Consider the following 15,001-nt stretch of genomic DNA (forward strand, 5'->3'; position numbering starts at 1 on the left):
GACACGCATGCATACGCTCTACTTGATCGCGATCGTCGCGGAAGCGATGTCGGGCGCGCTGATGGGCATGCAGCGCGGGATGGACCGGTTCGGCCTCGCGCTCGTCGGCGCGGTGACCGCGCTGGGCGGCGGCACCGTGCGCGACGTGCTGCTCGGCCGCTATCCGCTGACCTGGGTCGCACACCCCGAATACCTGCTGCTGACGCTCGCCGCGGCGACGTTCGCGTCGATGACGGCGACGCACGTCGCGCGGCTGAAGTCGCTGTTCACGACGGTCGACGCGCTCGGACTCGCGGCGTTCTCGATCATCGGCTGCGACGTCGCGGCGACGGTGAACGATAGCCCGACCGTGATCGTGCTCGCGGGCGCGATCACCGGCGTCTGCGGCGGGATGCTGCGCGACCTGCTTTGCAATGAGATGCCGCTCGTGCTGCGCAGGGAGCTGTACGCGAGCATCGCGTTGCTGACGGGCGCGCTGTATGTCGGGCTGAAAGCGCTCGGCGCGGCGGGTGGCGTCGCGACCGTCGTCGCGCTGGTCGTAGGGTTCGCGGTCCGGATGCTTGCGGTGCGGCGCGGCTGGCGCTTGAAGGCATTCCATACGGCCGACGCCGGCTGACGCCGGCGCCGCATGCGCGGCGGCCGCTCATGCTGGCACGATGACGGGCGCCGTGCCGTCGCCCGCATCGACGAGCCGCACGCGAAATCCGTGACAGCGTTCGATCAGGTCCGGACGCAGCACGTCGGCGGGTGTGCCGTCGGCGACGATCGCACCGTCCGCGAGCATCGCGATGCGATCCGCGTGACGTGCGGCGAGATTCGGATCGTGGACGATCGTCAGCACGCCGATTCCCCAGTCGCGCGACAGGCGTCGAACCGTGTCGAGCAATTGATGCTGATGCGCGAGATCGAGCGCGGCGGTCGGCTCGTCGAGCAGCAGGTAGCGGGGCGCGCTCGCCGATTCGCCGGATGGCCAGAGCTGCGCGAGCACGCGCGCGAACTGCACGCGTGCGAGCTCGCCGCCCGACAGTGTCGTGACGTCGCGCGCGCCGAGCGTCGACGCGCCCGCGAGCGCCAGCGCCTGCGACGCGATTTCGCTGTCTTCAAGCGCGAGCGCGCCGGTGCGGCGCGTATGCGGATAGCGGCCGAGCAGCACGATTTCGAGCGAGCTGAACGGAAATGCGGGCTGCGACGCTTGAGGAAGCACCGCGCGCAACCGCGCGAGGCGCGGTGCGTCGATCCGGTGGACGGGCTCGCTGTTCAGCGTGACGTCGCCGCGGACGGTCGCGCCGCGCGCCGCGCCGCCGATCCGCAAGTCGCCCGAGAGCACCTTGAGCAGCGTGCTCTTGCCAGCGCCGTTGCGCCCGAGCAGTGCGGTGACGCAGCCGGGCGCGATCCGGATCGACAGGTCGCGAAGGATGACGCCGCCTGCGCGTGCGACGTGAAGACGATCGGCAATCAGCATGGCATTCGATTCGGTGTCGGTGCGCGGCTCGGCATGGCCGTTCGCGAAGCAGCGTGCGCGCCCGCGATCGAGATCGTTTCGTTGCGGCCGAACGAGCGGCGTGTGCGCAGGCCTGCGAAATTTCGATGATGAGATTCGGCTCGCAACGTCATGCTCCCAGTGCGCCGCGCCGCTTCCACAGCAGTGCGAGAAAGAACGGTGCGCCGATCAGCGCGGTCAGGATGCCGAGCGGAATCTCGGCAGGCGCGGCGAGCGTTCTTGCGGCGAGATCGGCGGCGACCGCGAGGAGCGCGCCGAGCAGCGCCGCGCCCGGCATCATGATCCGCTGATCGGGGCCGGCTGCGAGCCGCACGCAATGCGGCGCGACGAGCCCGATGAAGCCGATCACGCCGGTGCACGACACGAGCGCGCCGACGCACATCGCCGTTCCGACGAGCACGCGCCGCTTCACGCGCTGCACCGGCACGCCGAGATGCAGCGCCTCCGTTTCGCCGAGCTGCAGCGCGTTCAGCGCGTGCCGCTCGCCCGCGAGCAGCGCGCAGCCGACGAGTGCGAATGGTGCGACGGCGGCGATCATGCGCCACTGCGCGCCGCCGACGCTGCCGAGGCTCCAGAACGTCAGCGACCGCAACTGCGTATCGTCGGCGACGTAAGTGAGGAGGCCGATCGCCGCGCCCGCGAGCGCGTTGATCGCAATGCCGGCGAGCAGCAGCAGCGGCAGTGCGAGGCGGTCGCGCGTGATAGCGAGCCGATAGACGATCGCCGCGACCGCGAGTGCGCTGGCGAATGCGGCGACCGGCAGGAAGCCGAGCGCGACCGGCGCGGCGGCGACGAGCGGGCCGAGCACGATCAGCGCCGACGCGCCGAGCGCCGCGCCGCTCGACACGCCGATCAGGCCCGGATCGGCGAGCGGGTTGCGAAAGAGCGCCTGCATCGCGGCACCCGCTGCGCCGAAGCCGGCGCCGACGAGCAGCGCCAGCATGACGCGCGGCGCGCGGATATCCAGCAGCACCGCGCGCGCCTGACGCAGCGCGGGATCGCTCGCGAGCCGTGCGTCGGGCGCGGCGAGCGCGTCGAACAATTGCGCGGGCGCGAGCCGGAATGCGCCGACACAGAGCGCGGCGATCGATGCGACGGCGAGTGCGGCGATCAGGATGGCGAGTGTCCACACGGCGCGCCGTCGGCGGAAGGCGGCGACGGTCGATGGCGCGAATGCCGGGCGGAGCGCGGCAGGCGTCGGATCGACCGACGGAGAACGGGTGGCGATGTTCATCGTGGAGGATCGAATGGGATAGATTGCGATTCTGTCGACGCACGTGCGAAGTGGCCGATAGGCATCGCGTGCCGTACGGCGGCGGCTGCTTCGCAGCGCGCGAAACAGCGCGAACCGATTGCGTCGGATCGGACGGCGGCAGGCATGGCGACGAATTCAGGAAACCGAACGATCGCGAGCGATCGCCGCGCGACGCGGCTCGTCGCGGCGAATCGATGCGAGCATCGTCGATCTCGCATGCTCAAGCCAGCACGCGATTCAACCGGCGCTGCAACGCGGCGACCGCCTGCGGCAGACGCGGTCCGAAGCCGAGCAGGAACAGCGCGTCGAGCGAGACGACGCGCCGCGCGCGTCCGGCCGGCGTCGCCGCGAAGCCGGGCGTCGCGAGGAGCGCATCGCGTCCGCCGACCGCCTGCAGACCCTCGTCCGAGATCAGCACGACATCGGGCGCCGACGCGACGAGCGATTCGGCGGTCAGCGGCTTGTAGCGATCGAATCCCTGCATCGCGTTGTGCGCGCCCGCGTAGCGGATCATCGCGTCGGCGGCCGTCTGCTGGCCGGCGACGAGCGCCTGGTTGCCTGTGTGATTGAGCACGAACAGCACGCGCGCAGGCGTGCGCTGCGACGCGCGGGGCGGTGTGGCGTCGACCGCCGCGCGCGCCGCGAGCCAGTCGCGATCAAAGCGTGCGAGCAGCATGTCGCCCGCGCTCTGTAGCGAAAGTGCCTGCGCGATTCCACGAATCTTGCGGCGCACGGATTCGACGTCGTGCGCCTCGTCGAATGTCGTGACGGCCACGCCGGCGCTCTTCAGTTGCGAGAGCGCGGCGGGCGGTCCGGCCTCCGCCGAAGCGAGCACGAGATCGGGCCGAAGCGACAGCAATCCTTCCGCGGACAACGTGCGTTGATAGCCGATCTTCGGCAAGCGCCGCGCGGCGTCCGGGTACGTGCAGGTGGTGTCCGTGCCGACGAGCTCGTAGCGCGTGGTTCGCGCGCCGCCCAGCGCGTAGATCGTTTCGGCGAGCGCGCCGCCGACCGCGACGACGCGCTTCGGCGGCACACTCGCCGGCGAGCGCGCGAACGCGCCCGGATGCGCGGCCGCGAACACGAGCGCGCCCGTGCCCGCGAGCCATGCGCGACGGCGTGCATCGATGCGCGACGACTGGCTCATCGCGCGACCTCGGTATCGGTCACGCCGGGGACGTTCGCCGCGCCCGTCGCGCTTGCGGCATCGATCGTCGGCAGCGCGCCCACCAGTTCGCGCCAGCCTGCCAGCTCCGGCTGTCCCGGCTTGCGTGCGCCGAACAGCATCGCGATGTTGTCGCCCGCTGCGTCGAACAGCTCGATCGACGTGACGATGCCGTCGCTCGTCGGCTTTCTCACGGCCCACGCGGACGCGACGAGATCCTCGCGCAGATGCAGGTTGAAATCCCCGTCGAGCACGTTGATCCACGCACCCATCCGGCGGATGTTCGTGACGGGACCGGTATGGATTTGGATCATCCCGCGATTGCCGACGAACACCATGATCGGCAGCCGCGTCTGCACGGCGCGTTCGAGCACGCGCCGCATTGCGTCGGTCGCGACGCGATGCGCGCGCGTCGTGCCGGCGAGCCGCAGCGCCTGCGTGCGCGCGACACCGAAGCGGCGCACGACGCCATGGAACTGGTGCGTGTCGGTCATCGCGTCCCACGCGTCGCGCAGGGCCGCCGCGTCGATCTCGCCGTCGGGCCGCTCGACGAACGCAGGGGGCGCGGGCTCGACCGCGAACGCAGGCGATTGCACCGGCATCCGCCAGCGCGACACGAACGCGTCGAACGCGTCGTGATCGCTGTGCTTGCGCAGATAGACCTTGTGCACCGCGTCGCCTTGCGCGTCGAAGAACTGCAGGCTCTTCATCACGCCGTGCGCGGTCGGCTCGTAGACGGCGAAGCCCGCCGCCCAGTTGCGGTAGAAGATCCGCAGATCGATCGCGCCGAGCGCGAGCCCAACCGGGCCGTCATGGCTCATCTGCTCGAACACGCCGTCCTTCTCGTGCACGGCGGCCGCGTTGCGCGTGAGCGCCATCACGCCGCCCAGGCGCGGCATCTCTTCGAACAATTCGACGAAGCTCGGCTCGAGCCGCACGACGCGCTCGCCCGCGAACGCCGCGAGCGCCTCGCCTTCGCTGATGCCGAGCAATTGCGCGACGTCGCGGTTGCGCAGCTTGCGGGTTTCCTTCAGGTGCAGGAACGCGTCGCGCAGTTCGTCCGGCGCGAGCGCGCGGTTCGACGAAGAGGCGGGAGCGGCGGTGTTCATCATGTCGGAGATCCTCGATTGGCGGATTGGCCGGAAGGGAAAAAGGCGTGCGGGCCGCATCAGAAATCCACCTTCATGCTGACCGCGACGCTGCGGCCCGGAGCGGTGTATGCGTCGAGCACGTTCGAATCGGCGGCGATGCCGCGCACGTCCGACCAGTTCCAGTACTTGCGGTCGAACAGGTTGTGAATGCCGAGATAGGCGCTCACGTGCTTGTTGAAGCGATAGCCGCCGCGCAGGTCGACGACGAACGACGACGGCGGCGTGAAGCAGCTCTTCTTCTGGCACGCGTCCGAAGCCACGTCGCGGCCGCGCTTGCCCGCCTGGAACAGCAGGTCGGCCTGTGCGAACCAGCGCTCGCTCGGCTCGTAGCGCACGCCGAACACGGCGGAAAACGGATTGACCGTGTCGAGCGGCTCGCTCGCCGCGCCGTTGTCCTGCGTCGTGCCCTTCGTGAACGCCATCGCGGTCTTCAGCGTGAAGCCGTTCGGCATCACCCATTCCGCGCGTCCTTCGAAGCCGTGAATGCGCGCGTTCGCGAAGTTCACGTACTGGAACACGAGCGGATCGTTTGGCCGGGCGCTGCCGCCGATCGTGCGCTGCGAGATGAAGTTGCGATAGCGGCCGGTGAAGGCGGCGACGCTGTAGCGCATCGGCCCATAGCCCGTGCCGAGCGTGCCGCGCAGGCCCGCTTCGAACGTGTCGCTCGTCTCGGGCTTCAAGTTCGGATTCCCGATCGAAGTGTAGCCGTACAACGGATTCGAGAAGCTGTTGTTGACCTGATCGGGCGTCGGCGTGCGGAAGCCGTGCGCGTATTGCACGTACGGAATCAGCGCGGGCGTCACCTGGTACAGCACCGACACGCGCGGCGACAGCTCGTGATCGCTCGAGCTGACCGTCTTGCCGGTAAAGAGCGGATCGCCCGTCGTCGGGCTCAGCCGATACGCGTCGAAGCGCAGGCCCGGCGTGACGAGCAGCTTGCCGAAGCCGATCTGATCCTGCACGAACGCGCCGAACAGCGTGTAGTCGGTATCCGGAAACGCCTTGTTCGGGAACGATTCGCCGGGACTCGCGACGGTGCCGTCGCGCAGGCTCTTGATGCGGTCGATGCTGCCGTCGACGCCGTACAGCAGCTTGTGCGCGAACGGTCCGGTCGAGAAGCCGCTCTCGGCGAACGCGGAGCCGCCGAACGCGCGCTCGCTGTAGTGGTTCGAGCGCGAACGCGACGACAGGCTGCCGCCGCGCGTCTCGAACGAGTCCTGATCCTGTTTCGACTCCTGATAGTAGAACTGCACGTGCGCGGTCTGGAACCAGCGCGCGGCGTCGTCGCGGAAGTCGTAATCGATACTGAAGCGGTTGCGCTCGAGCTTGTCGTGCGCGGCGAGACCGAGCGTCGTCGGCGGGTTGATCGCCGACAGCACGTTCGTGTCGATCCGGCGCCGCACCGTCTCGGCGGTGAACTTGAACGTGTCCCGCGACGTCGGCGTGATCGTCAGCTTGCCGAGCAGCGATTCCGTGTAGACATCCTGAGGATTCGCGGTCGTGCGTTTCGTGCTTGCGGAGTTGTCGCCGCCGCGCGTGTCGACCTCGTGGCCGCGGCGGCCGGACGCGATCAGCATCCCCTGGACGCGATCGTTGCCGCCCGCCGCCGCCACGGCCGCGCCGACGCTGCGGTCGACCGAGTCGTAGCTCGGCCGGAACGAGAAGTAGGTCTTCTTCCGATAGATCGACAGCAGATCGGACGGATCTTTCGTGATGAAGTTGACGGCGCCCGTCAGGCCGTCGCTGCCGTATAGCGACGATGCCGGGCCGCGCAGGATCTCGATGCGCTTCAGCGTATCGAGATCGGCGTAGTCGCCGCGGCCCGCTTCGAGCGGACCGAACGAGAACGCGCTCGGCAGCCGGATGCCGTCTTCCATCAGCAGCACGCGGTTGCCCTCGAGGCCGCGAATGTTGATGCTCGAATCGCCGTCGCGGCCGCCGCCGAGCGCGGCGGTCGCCGGGCGGTACGCGGTGCGGCGCACGGTGACGCCCGGCTCGTAGCGCAGCGCGTCCTTGATGTTGTCGGATTGCTGCTCTTCGAGGTCCGAATCGGTGATCACCGATACGCTCGCCGCGGTGCGGCTCGCCGCCGACGCGGTGCGCGTCGCGGTGACGGTGATCGGATCGAGCGATTGCGCGTCGATGCGCGCGGCCGCGATCGCTGCATGCGATGCGGATGCCGCGGACGGCGGTGCGGAGACGGCAGCAGGTTCGGAAGCGGCGCTTGCGGCGCGCGCGGCTGCCGCATAGATGCCGAAAGCGCCGAACAGCACGGCGCGAAGCGGCCGCCGCGCCAACAGAGGTTGATGCACGGTTGGGTCTCCCAGTGACGAATTAGCCCGGAGGCTGGCTGGGTGACGCGTGCACCTGGCTGGCGCCCGCGCGCCGTTCACGGCGCGGGCAGGATGAAAGGAAATGTTCGTTGAAACGAATGTGAATTGTAATTGAGAATCATTCGCAATTCAATTGGAGAAAGCGAGTTGTGCGCCGCACGGGAAATCGGCGGATGTGACGTGCATGGCCGTACCGCTCGTCTCGGTGGCGATGTTATACGCAACTAACGGTCTGTCTCGGTAGGCAGCTTCGAGGTTGAGCGCGCGCGGGGCCGCATGTAGCGCGGGCCGGAACGGCATCCGTCTGCGGCGGGAGAGCAAGGATCGCGATACGGCTATCCGGCGTGATTTCGCGCGGACGGCAGGGGAGTCGAGCGTCGACGATCGGCGTGTGCCCGCTCGTCGTCCGCGCGCACCGACGCGGCGCGCGACGGTGCGGCTAGCGCGCGTTTTCGCGTCTTACGCCATCGACTCGAGCCGAATCAGCAGCTTGCGCACGTGCGCCAAAAACGCCTCGTGCGCTTCCCGATCGCGGGGGGCGTCGAGATGCGACGTTTCCGCGAGCTGGATCTGCCGGTCGAATTCGTCGGCGAGTATTTGGCGCGTTTCGAGCGGAAGCGCGCGAATCAACGAGACGAGCAGCAATTCCTGAGCGTGAAGCATGCCGGACAGCGCCTGGACGTTCATGCCGACCTCCGTCGAAGAAGGGAAAGCGGCGCCGCGGGATCGCGGGCCGCCCATCTCTTCATACTAGGTCCGTCGCGCGCAAAAGCCGAGTTCCGCGCCCATTCGTCTCGTCCGGACGTCCTTGCGCTCGAGGCGACCCTGCGCGCGTCGCGTCAAGCACGCCCGCACTCGCTCAGCATCCACGCGCGCAGACGCCGCAGCGACTCGCTCGTCTCCAGCCGTTCCGGCGCACAGCACAGATAGTGGCCTTGCTCGTCGACGTCGACAGGCGCGTCGAGCGGCTGCGCGAGCGTGCCGGACGCAAGCTGATCGCGAATCAGGAATGCCGGAACGAGCGCGATCCCGAGCCCCGCCAGCGCGGCCTGGATCAGCACCGAGTACTGCTCGAAGCGTGGGCCGGCGAGCGCGTTCATGTGTGCGACGCGATGTCGGTTCGCCCACGCGACCCACGCGCATTCGGCTTGCTCATGCACGAGCCGCGGCGCGGCCGCAACGTCCGCAGGCGCGCGCAGCGCGTAGCGCTCGGCGAATTCCGGCGCGCACACTGGCACAAACGTGCGGCCGTCGAGATAGTCGCACTGGACGCCTTCCCAGCGGCCGTCGCCATAGCGGATCGCCGCGTCGAGCCCGAACGGAAACGGGTCGCCTGGCGCGAGATGGCGGCGAAAGCTCAGCGTGACGTCGGGCGCGGTCTCGAGAAAGCGCGTCAGACGCGGCACGAGCCATTTCGTCGTGAACGTCGGCACGCTCGCGATCGTCAGCAGATCGCTGTCCTCGCGCGCGCTCAGCAATTCGAGCGATGCGTTGCCGATCTCGCGCAGCGGTCCGCCGACGCGCGCCTGATAGACCTGGCCCGCGCGCGTGAGCGTGAGGTTGCGGCCTTCGCGGACGAACAGCTTCACGCCGAGCAGCGCCTCGAGGCTCGCGATCTGCCGGCTGACCGCGCTCGGCGTCAAGCCGAGCTCGCGCGCCGCGTACGAAAAGTTCAGATGTTTCGCAGAACTGGCGAATGCGTGCAGCTCGGCGACGTTCGGATACAGATGCTTCATCGCGAAGTGTTCCGTCGATGCAAAGAGCGATGCGGAGTTTGTACGTTTTTTTCATGACGATGCCATGTCGCGCGGACAAACTGGCGGCCGTCACGACGATGCGCGAAACGCCTGTTCCGACGGGCTTCCCGCGTATCGCAACCTTTCGTCGCCAATGGGAGCAGCCATGCGCTCACCTACCGCCCCGGTGCTCGCCGGCGGTATTCCGATTCGTCGCAGCAGCAAAGGCCGCCCGTCGTTCGGCGCCGTCGTCGTCAACGGCATCGTCGCGCTGTTCGCGCTGTATCTGCTGATGCCGATCGTGCTGCTGCTGATCGGCTCGGTCGGGCAGAGCTGGACGAATACGCTGCTGCCGGTAGGCTTCACGTGGCGCTGGTTCGCCGAGCTGGCCGCCGATTCGAGCTTTCGGCGCGCGTTCGGCGTGAGCTTCGCCGTCGCGCTCGCGTGCTGTGGGCTCAACGCGATCGTCGGCGTGCCGCTCGCCTACGCGCTGCATCACCGCGCGCAAGCGGGACGCGGCATCGCCGCACGCGTCATGATGCTGACGCCGATCGGCGTGCCGGCGCTCACGCTCGGCTTCGGCTACATCGTGATCTTCGGCGGCGACGCGCTGCCGTGGCTCGGCACGCTGCCGCTGATGATCGCCGCGCACGCGGTGCTGACGTTGCCGTATCTGCTGCAGACGCTGCTGAGCGACCTGCGCCATCTCGATCTCGCGAAGCTCGAAGCCTGTGCGGCGACCCTCGGCGCACCGCCGCTGCGACAGTTCTTCACGATCGTGGTGCCCAATTTGCGACAGAGCCTGTTTTCCGGGCTCGTGATGGTCGCCGCACTGTCGATCGGCGAATTCCAGGTATCGAACCTGATCGCGGGCTTTCGCTATCGCAATTTCCCCGTCGTGCTGCTGCAGGCGTTCTACGGCGCGTCCGGCATCGCCTGCGCGGCGACTGTCGTGCTGCTCCTGCTCGCCGTGCTCGCGACGCTCGCATCGATCCACACCGTGCAACGACTGAAGTGAAGCCATGAGCCTCGAATTCGACAACGTCAGTTTCAGCTACCCCGGCGCGGCGCACGGCGTCGACGCCGTCACGCTGCACGCGCAGCCCGGCGAGCTGCTCGCCGTGATCGGGCGCAGCGGTTCCGGAAAATCGACGCTGCTGCGCCTGAGCGCGGGCCTGCTGAACGGCTACAGCGGCCGCATCGCGATCGGCGGCGCCGACGTGGCCGGCGTGCCGGTATGGCGACGCGAAGTCGGCATGGTATTTCAGCAGTACGCATTGTTTCCGCATCTGTCCGTCGTCGACAACGTCGCGTACGGCCTGCGCATGCGCGGCGTCACGGCCGCAGAGCGCAGGCGGCGCGCGCTCGAGATGCTCGAGCGCGTGGGCCTGGCCGCGCATGCGGCGCGCAGCACGACGCAACTGTCGGGCGGCCAGCAACAGCGCGTCGCGCTCGCGCGCGCACTCGTGATCGAGCCCGCCGTGCTGCTGCTCGACGAGCCGCTCGCCGCGCTCGATGCCGGCATCCGGCATCAGCTTCGCGACGAGATCCGCGCATTGCAGCGCGCGTGCCGCGCGACGACGCTGTTCGTCACGCACGATCAGGACGAGGCGCTCAGCATGGCGGACCGCGTCGCGATCGTCGACGGCGGGCGCGTGCTGCAGGTCGGCACGCCGCGCAGCCTGTACGAGCGTCCGGTGTCGACGCAGGTCGCGCGCTTCATCGGCCACTCGACGATCGTGCGCGGCCGCGTGCGGTCGAGCGGCACGGTCGACGTGCGCTTCGCGACGCTATGCGCGGACACGGGCGCGCATCGGCCGGGCGCCGACGTCGACGTGCTCGTGCGTCCCGAGCACGTGGAGCCCGATCCGCCCGAGCACTGCGTGAACCGCATCGGCGGCGCGCTCGGCGAGGTCCGCTACTTCGGCGCGACGCATCGCTACGACTTCGTGCCGCACGGCGCGGCCGAGCCGCTCCTGTGCGAAGGCCGCGTGCTCGCCGCGCGCGGCATCGCGATCGAGCCGCGCCATCTGCTCGTACTGCCCGCGGCGACGGCCGCGCAATGATTGATTCGTTCAACGGAGATTCACGATGTTTGCAGGCCGACAATTTCTGACGGCGATGCGCCGCATCGCGCTCGTGTTCGCATTCGGCGCTTGCGCAACGCTCACCGCGAACGGTGCGCATGCCGCGCCGCTCTATGCGGGCGAAGACGCACTCTATGCGAAGGCCGCCGACGAAGGGCTCGTCGTGTCATTCGACACCGGCCCCGAATGGGCGAACTGGAAGGCGCTGTTCGCGGCGTTCCGCAAGCGCTATCCGAAGGTCGAGCTCACGTACAACGACATCGGCTCGGCCGCGACCGTCGTCGCGCTCGACAAGTCGCGCCGCCGTCCGCAGGCGGACACCGCGTACTACTTCGCGGCGTCGGCGCTCGAAGCGGCGGGCAAGGACGTCGTCGCGCCGTTCAAGCCGATCAACTTCGATCGATTGCCGTCCGTGTTCCGCGACGCTGACGGCCGCTGGTTCACCGTGCATTCGCTGAACGTCGCGTTTCTCGTCAACAGGAAGCTCGTGAAGAACGTGCCGCAGCACTGGTCTGATCTGCTGAAGCCCGAGTATAGGAATGCGGTCGTCTATCTCGATCCGCGCTCGACGGGGCAAGGGCAGGTCGTCGTATTCGCGGCGGCGTCCGCGCTCGGCGGCGGCGTCGACAATCCGAAGCCCGGCGCCGATTTCTTCGGCAAGCTGAAGAATGCGGGCAACGTGCTGCGCGTCGAAGGCACGACGCCCTACGCGAAGTTCGTCAAGGGCGAGATTCCGATCCTGATCGGATACGAGAACGACGGCCTGAAGGCGAAGTACGCGGACGGCATGGGCGACGCGGTCGACGTCGTGATTCCGCAGGACGGCAGCGTGTCCGCGCCGTATGCGATGAGCCTCGTGAAGAACGGCCCGAACCCCGCAGCCGCGCAGCTCTGGCTCAACTTCGTGATGAGCGAGGCCGGCCAGGCGCTCTTCGCGCGCGGCTACGTGCGGCCTGCGGTGCCGGGCGTCGCGCTCGCGCCGGACGTCGCGGCGAAGATGCCGAACGCGCTGCAGGTGCACCCGCTCGATGTCGCGAAGGCCGCCGCGCGCAAGGCCGAAGTCGACAGGCTGTGGTCGCAAGCGACGCTCGGACAGTAAGGAGCGCGACGTGCAACGATCGTCTCTCGACCACGGCTTATTGCGCCGCTTCGGCGCGGCGCCGGCGGGCGGGCTGCTCGTGCTGTTCTTCGTGCTGCCGCTCGCCGCGCTCCTGAGCGCGGCGTTCGCGGAAGGCGGCCGTGCGTTCGCCGCGGTGCTGCGCGATCCGCTCGTCGCCGACGCGATCGGCCGCTCGCTTGCGCTCGCGGTCGGCACGGGCACGCTGTCGACGTGCGTCGGCGTGCCGCTCGCGCTGGCGCTCACCGATCAGACGCCCGCGCAGCGCCGCTGGTCGCTCGCGCTGCTCGGCGTGCCGCTCGCGTTCTCCGGGCTCGTGATCGCATACGGCTTCATCCTGACGTTCGGCCGCGCCGGTTTCGTGACGACGCTGCTCGCCGGCCTCGGCGCGGATGCGGCGAAGGTGGGCGGCGTGATCTACACGACGTTCGGCCTCGTCGTCGCGTACGCGTACTACCTGATTCCGCGCGTCGCGTTGATGCTGTTCCCCGCGTTCGCGAATCTCGACCGGCGTCCGCTCGAAGCGGCGATGACGCTCGGCGCGAAGCCGTGGCGCGCGTGGCTCGACGTCGCGTGGCGCGAGCTGTGGCCGTCGATCGCCGCCGCGTGGTGCCTCGTGACCGCGATCGCGCTCGGCACGTACGGCACCGCGCTCGCGCTCGCCGGCACGCAGATCAACATCCTGCCGCTCCTGATGTACCTGAAGCTGTCCGACGGACAGACCGATTTCTCGCAGGCCGCGGTGCTGTCGATCGTGCTGACGGCGCTGTGCACCTGCGTGCTCGCGATGGGGGAATACGTTGCGCGACGACATCGTTGAACGCCCATCGGAGGCGATGGCCGCGCTCGCGCGCGTCGCGCTGCGCCAGCAAGGGTCTCGGCGTCATCTGATGCCGGTCGGCCTGATCGGTCCGCGCGTCGCGACCGACGAGCAGATGCGCATCGCCGAGACGATCGCGCACGCGCTCGCCGCGACGGGCATCGTGATCGTCGGCGGCGGCAAGTGCGGCGTGATGGAAGCGGCCGCGCGCGGCGCGCGCCGCGCGGACGGCTTCGTGATCGGCCTGCTGCCCGAGGACGATGCCGAAGGCGCGAATCCGCATCTGAGCGTCGCGCTGCCGACGGGGCTCGGCATTACGCGCAATGCGCTGATCGCGCGCGCGTCGCTGTGCCTGATCGCGGTCGGCGGCGGGCTCGGCACGCTGTCCGAGATCGCGCTCGGCTTGCAGTGGGGCAAGCCGGTTTTCACGATTTGCGATGCGCCGCAAGTGACCGGCGTCGAGAACTTCGACGCGCCGGATCCGCTGCTCGCGCGCGTCGCGCAATGGCTCGTCGATTCGGCTTAGCCGCGTCGAGGGTTTGGAGATGAAGCGCGTCATTCGTTTTGATTCAATCTGGCAGGAATCCTATCCATGAAAAAAGCGGCAGTGGCATTGTTGGTGACGGGGAGCGCGTGCGTCGGCGCGCATGCGCAGGGCACGGTGACGCTCTACGGGATCGTCGACGCGGGGCTCGGCTATACGAGCAACCAGCGTGTCGCGCAGAGCAAGGGCGCGCTCGGCGCGCCCGTCAGCTACCGGAACGAGTCGAGCTACAGCTTCGCGAGCGGCACCTGGTCGGGCAGCCGTTGGGGGTTGAAGGGCAAAGAGGATCTGGGCGATGGCCTCGCGGCGGTGTTCCAGCTCGAGAACGGCTTCAACATCGGCACGGGGCAGGCCGGACAGGGTGGGCGGATGTTCGGGCGGCAGGCGTGGATGGGGTTGTCGAGCACGCGCTTCGGGACGCTCACGATGGGCCGCCAGTACGATCCGATCGTCGACTTCGTCGGCACGATCAGCGCGGGTACGTTCCTGACCGGCATGGGCGCGCATCCGGGCGACCTCGACAACATCGACAATCAGTCGCGCGAGAACAACTCGATCAAGTACGTGAGCCCCAAGTTCGGCGGCCTCACGCTGGGCGCGCTATACGGCTTCGGCAATCAGGCCGGCAGCGTGAAGAACCAGAACACGTGGAGCGTCGGCGGACAGTACGTGAACGGGCCATTCTCGATCGGCGCCGCGTACCTGTATGCGACGAACGCGTATGGTGCGAACGGCGGCGCGTGGACGGGCTCGTACGACGGCACGTTCGGTTCGTCGATCAACGAGGGCTTCGCATCGTCGAAGAGCATGCAGATCGTCGCGGCGGCGAGCACCTATCAGATCGGCGCGGTGACGCTCGGGCTGTCGTACAGCAACACGCAGTACAAGTCCGGCGCGTTCTCGACGTTCAACGGCACCGCGACGTACAACTCGATCGGCGGCACCGTGTCGTGGCAGGCGACGCCCGAGCTGCGCGTCGCGGCGGGCTACGACTTCACGCGCGGCAGCTCGATCGACGGGCAGTCCGCGCCGAAATATCATCAGGTAAACGTCGCATCGTACTACTACCTGTCCAAGCGCACTGCGCTGTACGGCCTCGTCGGCTATCAGAAGGCGAGCGGCAAGACGCTCGACCCGTACGGCAACGTCGTGAATGCGACGGCGTCGGTCGGCGACGTCGGCAACGGCATCTCGTCGGCGGGCGACACGCAGACGCTCGTGCGCATCGGCGTGCGTCACACGTTCTGACGCGTGGCGCGTCCGCGCGCCGGCCGCCGGGCGCAGGCGGCCGG

At 68.7% G+C, this 15,001-nt stretch carries 14 protein-coding genes; 7 read left to right on the forward strand and 7 right to left on the reverse strand.

Features of this window, described 5'->3' with window-relative positions; translation table 11 throughout:
* Window positions 1-7 precede the first annotated feature (7 nt).
* Window positions 8-616 carry a trimeric intracellular cation channel family protein gene (locus WS69_RS05945; protein ID WP_059469867.1) on the forward strand — a complete coding sequence of 203 codons (609 nt, stop codon included), beginning with the start codon at window positions 8-10 and terminating at the stop codon, window positions 614-616.
* 27 nt (window positions 617-643) lie between these two features.
* On the opposite strand, the gene WS69_RS05950 is transcribed toward WS69_RS05945, so the two are convergent.
* The 7 genes from WS69_RS05950 to WS69_RS05980 form a co-directional block, all read right to left on the reverse strand.
* Complete coding sequence (locus tag WS69_RS05950) at window positions 644-1,462, reverse strand: heme ABC transporter ATP-binding protein (protein ID WP_059469868.1); 819 nt, start codon at window positions 1,460-1,462, stop codon at window positions 644-646.
* 148 nt (window positions 1,463-1,610) lie between these two features.
* Entirely contained in the window at window positions 1,611-2,735 is a 1,125-nt protein-coding gene (locus tag WS69_RS05955) for a FecCD family ABC transporter permease (RefSeq protein ID WP_059469869.1), read from the reverse strand.
* Window positions 2,736-2,976: 241 nt separating this feature from the next.
* Complete coding sequence (locus WS69_RS05960) at window positions 2,977-3,903, reverse strand: heme/hemin ABC transporter substrate-binding protein (protein ID WP_059469870.1); 927 nt, start codon at window positions 3,901-3,903, stop codon at window positions 2,977-2,979.
* The gene (locus WS69_RS05965; RefSeq protein ID WP_059469871.1) at window positions 3,900-5,033 is read right to left on the reverse strand and encodes a hemin-degrading factor; all 1,134 of its coding nucleotides are present in this window, start codon (window positions 5,031-5,033) and stop codon (window positions 3,900-3,902) included. The genes WS69_RS05960 and WS69_RS05965 overlap by 4 nt, the downstream gene beginning before the upstream one ends.
* Before the next feature lie 56 nt (window positions 5,034-5,089).
* Window positions 5,090-7,369: a TonB-dependent hemoglobin/transferrin/lactoferrin family receptor gene (locus tag WS69_RS05970; protein WP_059469872.1), complete on the reverse strand. Its 2,280-nt coding sequence runs from the start codon at window positions 7,367-7,369 to the stop codon at window positions 5,090-5,092.
* Window positions 7,370-7,864: 495 nt separating this feature from the next.
* On the reverse strand, window positions 7,865-8,092 hold the full coding sequence (locus WS69_RS05975; RefSeq protein WP_059469873.1) for a hypothetical protein: 228 nt from the start codon (window positions 8,090-8,092) through the stop codon (window positions 7,865-7,867).
* A 152-nt stretch (window positions 8,093-8,244) separates the two neighbouring features.
* A complete protein-coding gene (locus WS69_RS05980; protein WP_059469874.1) occupies window positions 8,245-9,141 on the reverse strand; it encodes a LysR substrate-binding domain-containing protein in 897 nt (298 codons plus the stop codon).
* Between the two features lie 166 nt (window positions 9,142-9,307).
* Here WS69_RS05980 and WS69_RS05985 point away from each other — a divergent pair, with 166 nt between their 5' ends.
* The 6 genes from WS69_RS05985 (at window position 9,308) to WS69_RS06010 (ending at window position 14,957) form a co-directional block, all read left to right on the forward strand.
* On the forward strand, window positions 9,308-10,159 hold the full coding sequence (locus WS69_RS05985; RefSeq protein ID WP_059469875.1) for an ABC transporter permease: 852 nt from the start codon (window positions 9,308-9,310) through the stop codon (window positions 10,157-10,159).
* A 4-nt stretch (window positions 10,160-10,163) separates the two neighbouring features.
* On the forward strand, window positions 10,164-11,207 hold the full coding sequence (locus WS69_RS05990; RefSeq protein ID WP_059469876.1) for an ABC transporter ATP-binding protein: 1,044 nt from the start codon (window positions 10,164-10,166) through the stop codon (window positions 11,205-11,207).
* Window positions 11,208-11,232: 25 nt separating this feature from the next.
* Window positions 11,233-12,327 carry an extracellular solute-binding protein gene (locus WS69_RS05995; protein WP_059469877.1) on the forward strand — a complete coding sequence of 365 codons (1,095 nt, stop codon included), beginning with the start codon at window positions 11,233-11,235 and terminating at the stop codon, window positions 12,325-12,327.
* Between the two features lie 10 nt (window positions 12,328-12,337).
* The gene (locus WS69_RS06000; protein ID WP_059469878.1) at window positions 12,338-13,165 is read left to right on the forward strand and encodes an ABC transporter permease; all 828 of its coding nucleotides are present in this window, start codon (window positions 12,338-12,340) and stop codon (window positions 13,163-13,165) included.
* A 16-nt stretch (window positions 13,166-13,181) separates the two neighbouring features.
* On the forward strand, window positions 13,182-13,691 hold the full coding sequence (locus WS69_RS06005) for a TIGR00725 family protein (RefSeq protein ID WP_059469879.1): 510 nt from the start codon (window positions 13,182-13,184) through the stop codon (window positions 13,689-13,691).
* A gap of 66 nt (window positions 13,692-13,757) precedes the next feature.
* The gene (locus tag WS69_RS06010; RefSeq protein WP_059469880.1) at window positions 13,758-14,957 is read left to right on the forward strand and encodes a porin; all 1,200 of its coding nucleotides are present in this window, start codon (window positions 13,758-13,760) and stop codon (window positions 14,955-14,957) included.
* The last annotated feature ends 44 nt before the right edge of the window (window positions 14,958-15,001 follow it).

The sequence above is a fragment of the Burkholderia sp. BDU5 genome (assembly GCF_001522845.1).
Lineage (GTDB): Bacteria > Pseudomonadota > Gammaproteobacteria > Burkholderiales > Burkholderiaceae > Burkholderia > Burkholderia mayonis.